Genomic DNA, 7,804 nt, shown 5'->3' on the forward strand with positions numbered 1-7,804 from the left:
GGGCAGGGTGGGCCCGGTGCCTGCGGCGTTTCCGGCCCGGTCGCGCCGTTTCCCGGACCCGTGTGCCGCCGGGCGTGTCACCCCCCGGGGTAATCCCCACGAGGGACCCCGCCCGGAACGCCGTGTTGACGCCCCGGGGCCGGGCCCGGGGCGCGGTCCGGTGGTCCGCGCACCCCTTCGGGACGCGTCGGCTCAGGCGGCCGAGTCCCTGGTCTTGTGGGCAATGATCTCCTGCATAAAGGTCTGGCCCCAGTCGCCCAGCGGCAGCAGGGCGGTGTTCAGCCGCTGTCCCAGCTCCGTGAGCGAGTACTCCACGCGCGGCGGGACCTCCCGGAACACCTCGCGGTGGACGATGCCGTCCGCCTCCAGTTCGCGGAGCTGCTGGATCAGCATCTTCTCGCTGACACCGGAGATCTGGCGCTTCAGCTCCCCGAATCGGTGCGTGTCCTCGTTCAGCACCCACAGAATGAGCGGCTTCCACTTACCGCCGACGACGTCCACCGCGGCGTCCAGACCACAGTGGTAGACGGGTTTGACCTTCGCCACGGCGACTCCTTCGATGTCCAGGACACCTACCGTTTCGCCAGTACACCATTTTTGGACAGGATCACGACAGGACGGGCCGGGAACGAGGACAGTCCTTGACCTAGATGCCTCCTAGGGTCGTTCCATGACGACGCGCGAAGTGACCTGGGCCCAGTCCAATGCCCGCACCCTGGAGCGCCAGGGCCTGCGCTCCCCCGCCCCCGCGACCCCCGCGGGCATCACGACCATCACGGGGGCCATGCTCGCGGCGCACGCCCAGGTGCTCTCCGCCGCCGAGCTGTCGATCGCGCTGCGGCTGGCGGGCGGGGCGACCCGGGCGGGGGTGCGCGAGGCGCTGTGGACGGACCGGTCGCTGGTGAAGACGTACGGCCCGCGCGGCACCGTTCATCTCCTGGCGCGGGAGGATCTGCCGCTGTGGACGGGGGCGCTCTCCGCGGTCCCGTCCGGTGCGAACCCGATGCCGGCGGCGGTACGGATGACGGCCGGGCAGACCGAGCAGGTGATCGCGGCCATCGGCGAAGCGCTCGAGCAGGAGGCACTCACCGTCGACGAGCTGACGGCGGCGATCGTCGAGCGCACCGGTTCCTGGGCGGGCGACCGGGTGATGGAGGCGTTCCAGGACAAGTGGCCTCGCTGGCGTCAGGTGACCCACCTCGCCGCACACCGGGGAGTACTGGCCTTCGCCCCCGACAAGGGCCGCAGGGTGGCGTACACCAACCCTGGCGTCGCCCCTATGGGCGGGCCCGCCGCACTGGCCGGCCTCGTACAGCGGTATCTGTCGGCGTACGGCCCGGCCACCTCGGGGCACTTCGCCACCTGGCTGGCCGCGCCGAAGGGGTGGGCGGGCGGACTGTTCGCGTCGCTGGCGGAAGGGGGGCTGATCGACGAGGTCGCATACGAGGGCGGGCGGGCGTGGGTGACGGCGGGCGACGGAGCGTTCCCGGACGCCGCGCCCCGGGGCGTCCGGCTGCTGCCGTACTTCGACGCGTACACCATCGCCTCCCAGCCGCGCGAGCTGCTCTTCCCCGGGGACGCGTACCGGCGCGCGCTGTCGCGCGGGCAGGCCGGGAACCGTCCCGTCGTCCTCGTCGACGGCGTCGTCGCGGGCATCTGGCACCAGAAGCGGTCCGGGAAGCGGATCGCGGTGACGGTGGAGCCCATCGGGGACGCGCTGGAGCGGCCCGCGAACCTGCGTGAGCTGGGCGAGCAGGCGGACCGGGTCGCCGAGGTGCTGGAAGGGCGGGCGGAGCTGACGGTGGGGAAGGTGACGGTGGGGCCGCACGCCTAGAGCGTGTTGTGGCGATTCCGATGGATCAGTTGGATCAGTCCGGGTCAGCGGGTGCGGCGCAGCAGGGTGACGCCGTCGCGGGCGGCGACGCGTTCATAGCCGTACGACCGCTGTGCGGCGGCGAGTTCGGCGGACTGCTGCTCGGGGGGATAGGGCCAGTGGCCCGTACGGTACGGCCATGCCTCGGGAGCACGGCTGTCGTGGACGATCCACTCGGCCGTGGGGCGCGGCAGCCGCCTCCGGTCGTACTCGTAGAGCCGGGCGTCGACCGGGAAGGCCGGGAAGAGGACGACGTCGCAGCGCGAAGTGAGCTGGGGGACCAGCCGGTTGGACGCGGCGACGCTCGCCCCGTCGGGGATCTTCGCGAGGATCGCACGGGCCGCCTCGACATGGGAGGTGGTCCGCCAGGTGGCGCGCTGGGCCAGTTGGGCGAGCGGGAACGACGGCAGCATGACGGCGGTGACGGCGAGGGCGGTGGCGAGGGAGGCCCGGATCTGGCGGGCGCCGGACTGCCGGTCGGCGGTCGTGCGCCAGCCCCGGAGCGCGTCGATGAGGGCGGCGCAGACGATGGGCATCAGTACGGCGCTGTAGTGGAAGGACGTGCCCCAGTGGAAGCCGTTCTGCGACAGCATCCGCCAGCCGAGCGTGGGCACGGCGAGCAGCGCGAGCGGGGAGCGCAGGGCGAGCAGCGCGGAGGGGGCGAAGACCAGGATCAGGGTCATGGCCTTGATATCGGGCCGCAGCGCGTCGAGCGGGGCGAAGGCGACGGTGGTCAGCAGGGAGGTGTGGGTGCCGTCCCCGAGGTTGCCGCCGTGCGCGTATCCGCCGGCCGGGTTGAACGCGGGCAGCAGCAGCTTGATCTCGATCGCCGATGCGAGCAGGCCCGCCGCGGCGGTGAGGACGCCGAGGCGGCGCGGCCCCTTCCACGCGATGAGGCACCCGACGGCGGCGAGGGTGAGCCCCAGGTCCTCCTTGACGAGGACGAGCGGCGCGGCCCATAGGGCGGCCGCACGCCAGCGGCGCTGTCCGAGCGCCACCACGGCGCAGGAGATCAGCGGCACGGCGAGCGCGACCTCGTGGAAGTCGAACGCGGCGGCCGATGCGATGCCCCAGCTCAGTCCGTAGCAGAGGGCGACGGCGTGCGCGGCACGCCGCCCGAGGGCGCTGAGCGCCCAGCGGACGAGGGGGACGGCGCCGAGGGCGAGCAGCGCGGACTGGGCGACGAGCAGACAGACCGGGGACGGCCACAGCCGGTAGAGGGGGGCGAGGACGGCGAGCGCGGGGTGGAAGTGGTCGCCGAGGAGGTTGAAGCCGTCGCCGCGCAAGGGGACGACCGGGGCGCGCAGTTGGGAGTAGGCGCGGACTGCCTGCTCGAAGATGCCGAGGTCGTAGCCGGTGGTGCGCAGCAGTGCGTGGCGGCGTACGGCGACGGTGGCGTACAGCGCGCAGAACACCGCGGCCCAGCTCCAGGGGAGCAGGGCGGCGGGGACGCGGGCGGCGAAGCGATTCCCGGAGTCCTGCGTCTGGGCCTGCCCCTGCTCGTGCCCATGCGCCTGCCCCTGCTCCGGCTCGTGCCCCTGCCCTTGCCCTTGCTCCTGCTCCTGGTCCGGCGCGGGCACGGTCACCGGGACGAGGGTGTGCGGCAGACGATCCCGTGCCGCCGAGTTGTCAGAAAATGTCCGCATAGGTCCGGATGCTAGACGGGGAGGCTCATCCGGCTTCCTCAGCCAAGGGCGTGTCCCCGGGCCGCACCCGGTGTGCCGTCACCGTCACCGTCGCCGGGGTGCTGTCGGTGCCCGGCCGCCCGGTGTGTCCTCCTGACAGAGGGACACCACTTCTACGGCGCTGTCCCGCCCGCCACGGTGAGTGCCCCCAGCACCAGCCCGGCGAAGGCACCGACGATCATGAACGGGCCGAACGGGATCGCGGTCTTGCGGTTCGCCCGGCCCACGGCCATCAGACCGAACCCGTACAGCGAACCGAACAGAAACCCGGCGAAGGCTCCTGCGAGGAGCACGCCCCAGCCGTACCAGCCCAGGGCCACGCCGAGGGCGAGGGCGAGTTTGACATCGCCGAAGCCCATCCCGTTCGGATGGATCACGAAGAGCAGGAAGTACGCGGCGCCGAGGGCGAGTCCCCCGGCGAGCGCCGTCGTCCAGGAGCCCGCGGCCCCGGGCAGCGCCGCCGCCGCGCCGAGGAGTACGGCCGCCGCGCACGCGAGCGGCAGGGTGAGCCGGTCGGGGAGCCGGTGGACCCGGCGGTCGACCTCGGCGAGCAGGACGCCGACGGGGGTGAGCAGCAGCCACACCGCCAGTTCGGGGCGCGGGCCGGTGGCGGCGGCGAGCGCGGCGCAGACCAGGGCGGTGACCAGCGGGACGGCGACCGGGGCGCGGGTGGCGCCTTCCCCCGCCGGGGTAGGGACGGCCCCCTCCTCTGCCGCCGAGGTGCGGGTGGGCTCCTCCCCCGGCGGGGTACGCACGGGCCCCTCCTCCGCCGCCGGGGTACGGGCGGGCCCCTCCCCCGCCGCCGGGACGCGGCGCTCCCTGGTACACGCCCCGCACCGGGCGCCGCCCAGCCAGCCGCGCGCTCCCCCGCCGTAGGGGTGCCCCGCCGGGCAGGCGTCCCGCCAGTTCTCCTCCGGCTCGACGGCGAGCCGGTACGCGGCCCGGGGGACGAGCGCCCCCGTGGCCGCGCCCCACAGCGCGGCGACGGCGATCAGCGTGACGTACACGGCCCAGAGGCTAGCGTCGAGGCGGGTACGCCCGCGCCGGCGACGCCGCACGCCACCGGCACCCGTCGTCGCGCGGCCGGGGCCGGGGCGGGCCGGGTGCGGTTCAGCCGGTTCTGCGCAGGTTGCGGATCGCCGGGACGGCGAGCAGGAGTGCGACCGTGACCAGGAGCATCGCGGAGGAGAAGAACAGTACGGGTATGGCGCCGATCCACAGGGCGGCCGGTCCGGCCGCCATCTGTCCCACGGGTCGCATGACGAGGGATCCCGCGACGTCGTAGGCGTGCACCCGGCCGAGTACATCGGGTGGGATCTTCGTCTGCACGCTTGAGTGGAACATGACCAGCCAGAACGCCCCGCCCACGCCCCATAGGGCGAATCCGGCCGCGATCAGGGGCGGGGACAGTTCCAGGGCCACCACGAGCAGGCCGAACAGTGTGCTGGTCAGGGCGATGGCACCGATCCGCAGGGGATGGCGCGGTCTGAAGCGCGCGGCGGCCAGCCCGCCCAGTACACTGCCGAGGCCGAACATCGCCATGACGAACCCGAGGGCGCCTTCGCCGTGTTCGATGGTGATCAGGCTCTGGCCGAGGGTGAGGAACGGGCCGTTCACGGTCACCTGGTAGAGCATGAAGATCACGATGACTCCCCAGAGCCAGGTGCGGGAGGAGAACTCCCGCCATCCCTGGACGAGGTCGCGGCGAAGGGAGGTCGGCACCGTCGAACGGGACATCTTCAGCCGCAGAGCGAGCAGGCAGGCAGCGCTGACTCCGAACGTCGCGGCGTCGATCGCCAGGACGGTGGAAACGGAGGAGAAGACGAGGAGCAGCCCGGCGATGGCGGGTCCCGCCACGGTCATCAGCGACTCCGCGACGCGGATCACCGCGTTGGCCTTCTGGACATCGCGGGCGGTCCGCGGGATGACGCTCGCGTAACCCGGCTGGAAGACGGCTGTGCCGACCCCGCCCAGCGCGAGCAGCGTGACGATCAGCCAGAGGTCAGGCGTGCTGACGGCGAAGGAGAACGCGAACACGCCCTGGAGGAGCAGCCGGGCGATATCCGCGACGATCATCACCCGTACCGGCGTGAACCGGTCGGCGATGACACCGCCGAAGATGACGAAGAGGGCCAACGGCGCGGTGTGCGCGGCGAGTGCGTAGCCCACGCCGCTGACGCCGTATCCCGCCTGGAGCACGGCCACGGTGACCGCGGTCGGAATGAGCATCTGATCGCCGAGGACGGACACCGTCCTGGCCGCGAAAAGAAGGGTGAAATCCCGGGACCAGAGCCGCGCGGGCAACTCGGTCTTCTCGGGAGTACGCACCACCATGAACGACCCTGCCCCCCGGCGCGTTCGCCGATCGAGAATGACGCGGGCCGCGGTGGCTCGCCCCCTCGGCGTCCTGCCGGGTCGGCGGGCGCACACCGCCCGCTCATATGATCACTACGGAGACACTATGGCCCTTCCCCCCGGGGCAAGGACAAGCGATACGTGTGGCATGGCTCACCCGCCTGCCTGCACACCGCGCCGATCCACCGCGCCGATCCACCGCACGAACCACCGCGCCGGCGCCCCGGCCCGCGCGGGCGACCGCGGCCGGCTCCGGTGGACACCACACGGCCCCGCGTCCGGCCCGTCGACCGAACCCCGTGGTAAGACGTGTGCGGTATCCGGGGCTCACGGGTCACGGCTGCCCGCCGCGTGCGTCGGCCGACCCTGAGGAACACCCCGCGGGTCGGACCGTCCTCGCGGACATGCCGTGAAACCCACGCTCGTCTCCGGGGGTACAGACAGATGCGACGACCGGCTCGGACTCGGCGTGCCGCGCTGGGTGCCGCCCTCGCGGTGGTGCTCGCCACGCTGGCGGGCGCGTGCGACGACGGCGGCTCGGAGCCCCCGCCCGCGGAGTCGTCCACTCCGCCGTCGGGACCGATGCTCGCTGTGAAGATCGACAACGCTCCGGGGGCCCGTCCGCAGACCGGGCTGAACGCGGCGGACGTGGTGTACGCGGAGCAGGTCGAGGCGGGGCTGAGCAGGCTGATGGCTCTGTACGCCACCGCTCTCCCGGACTCCGTGGGGCCGGTACGCAGCGCCCGGGAGTCCGACCTTGAGCTGCTGGCGCAGTTCCCGGAGCCGACGCTGGTGTTCTCCGGCGCCCAGTCCAGGCTGCTGCCGCTGATCGACGCGGCTCCGCTGCGGGCGGTGACCCCAGGTGACGCCCCGGCGGGCGCCTTCGTCCGTGACCCGGAACGGGCGGCTCCGCACAACCTGTACGCACGGCTGCCCCGGGTGCAGGACCGGACGGCCGGGGCGAAGGCCCTGGAGCGGGCCGGATTCCGTACGGGCCCACCGCCGGGCGGCGGTGAGCCGGTGGCCGAACGAACCGTGCGCTTCCCCGGCGCCCGGTTCACCTTCACCTGGTCCGCGGATCAGGGCCGCTGGCAGATCGCGCTGGACGGCCGCCGGGCGGCCGAGCCGGACGGCACGGCGGTGACTGCGGCGACCGTCGTACTCCAGCGGGTGGAGATCAAGGAGTCCCGGTTCCAGGACTTCACGGGCAGCAACTCCCCGCTGACCGTGACCGTGGGCTCCGGCAGTGCCGAGGTACTGCGCGGCGGACGGGCCCACCCGGGCGAGTGGAAGCGCGCATCGGCACGGGACGGGACGACGTTCACCACCCGCGACGGCGATCCGCTGAACGTCGCGGACGGGCCCGTATGGGTCGTGCTCGTGGCGCGCTGAGAGACGGGCCACCCGGCCGGACCAAGATCCTCCGCGACGGCCGCCGGCGCGGCCACGGCCTCCACTGATCTGTCGCGGTGAAGGTTGAGCATGCTCATCGCAGTTTGAGTGGTGCGGGGCGAGGCGGGTGCCGAGCCTCGATAGTCGGCACCGCCCTCGTTCATCCATGCCAGGATTCGAGGGTGGAGATGACCGGCATCACGCGCGCGATCGCGGCTGCGACTTCGGTCGCCGCATCGCTCGACCTGCCGGCCGACGACGCAATCGTTCTCCACAACTCGAACAGGCTGGCGCTGCGGCTGACGCCGTGCGACGTCCTTGCCCGGGTCGCCCCTGCGGGGCATGGGGCCGCACAGTTCGAAGTCGAGTTCGCTCAACTGTTCGCCCGGGCCGGATGCCCGGCGGGCCTCTTGGAACCTCGGGTGGACCCACTCGTGTACACGCGAGACGGCTTCACAGTGACGCTGTGGACCTACTACGAACGCGTGACACCTCGCAC

6 protein-coding genes and 1 pseudogene are annotated in these 7,804 nt (G+C 72.7%); 3 read left to right on the plus strand and 4 right to left on the minus strand.

Annotated elements, in window-relative coordinates; genetic code table 11:
- Positions 1-192: 192 nt before the first annotated feature.
- A complete protein-coding gene (locus tag ACWF94_RS18845) occupies positions 193-546 on the minus strand; it encodes a winged helix-turn-helix transcriptional regulator (protein ID WP_453489145.1) in 354 nt (117 codons plus the stop codon).
- 124 nt (positions 547-670) lie between these two features.
- Here ACWF94_RS18845 and ACWF94_RS18850 point away from each other — a divergent pair, with 124 nt between their 5' ends.
- On the plus strand, positions 671-1,834 hold the full coding sequence (locus ACWF94_RS18850) for a winged helix DNA-binding domain-containing protein (protein WP_453489148.1): 1,164 nt from the start codon (positions 671-673) through the stop codon (positions 1,832-1,834).
- 44 nt (positions 1,835-1,878) lie between these two features.
- Here the strand turns inward: ACWF94_RS18850 and ACWF94_RS18855 are convergent, their stop codons facing one another.
- From ACWF94_RS18855 to ACWF94_RS18865, 3 genes are all read right to left on the minus strand, one after another.
- On the minus strand, positions 1,879-3,519 hold the full coding sequence (locus ACWF94_RS18855; RefSeq protein ID WP_453489151.1) for a DUF2079 domain-containing protein: 1,641 nt from the start codon (positions 3,517-3,519) through the stop codon (positions 1,879-1,881).
- Positions 3,520-3,671: 152 nt separating this feature from the next.
- Positions 3,672-4,565: a prepilin peptidase gene (locus tag ACWF94_RS18860; protein WP_453489154.1), complete on the minus strand. Its 894-nt coding sequence runs from the start codon at positions 4,563-4,565 to the stop codon at positions 3,672-3,674.
- Between the two features lie 103 nt (positions 4,566-4,668).
- A complete protein-coding gene (locus ACWF94_RS18865) occupies positions 4,669-5,892 on the minus strand; it encodes an MFS transporter (RefSeq protein WP_453489157.1) in 1,224 nt (407 codons plus the stop codon).
- Positions 5,893-6,357: 465 nt separating this feature from the next.
- Between ACWF94_RS18865 and ACWF94_RS18870 the strand changes: the two genes are divergently transcribed.
- Positions 6,358-7,305: a DUF3048 domain-containing protein gene (locus ACWF94_RS18870; protein ID WP_453489160.1), complete on the plus strand. Its 948-nt coding sequence runs from the start codon at positions 6,358-6,360 to the stop codon at positions 7,303-7,305.
- Between the two features lie 188 nt (positions 7,306-7,493).
- Positions 7,494-7,804 (plus strand): annotated as a pseudogene (locus ACWF94_RS18875) (aminoglycoside phosphotransferase family protein); the annotation flags it as partial.

Source organism: Streptomyces sp. NPDC055078 (assembly GCF_053607985.1).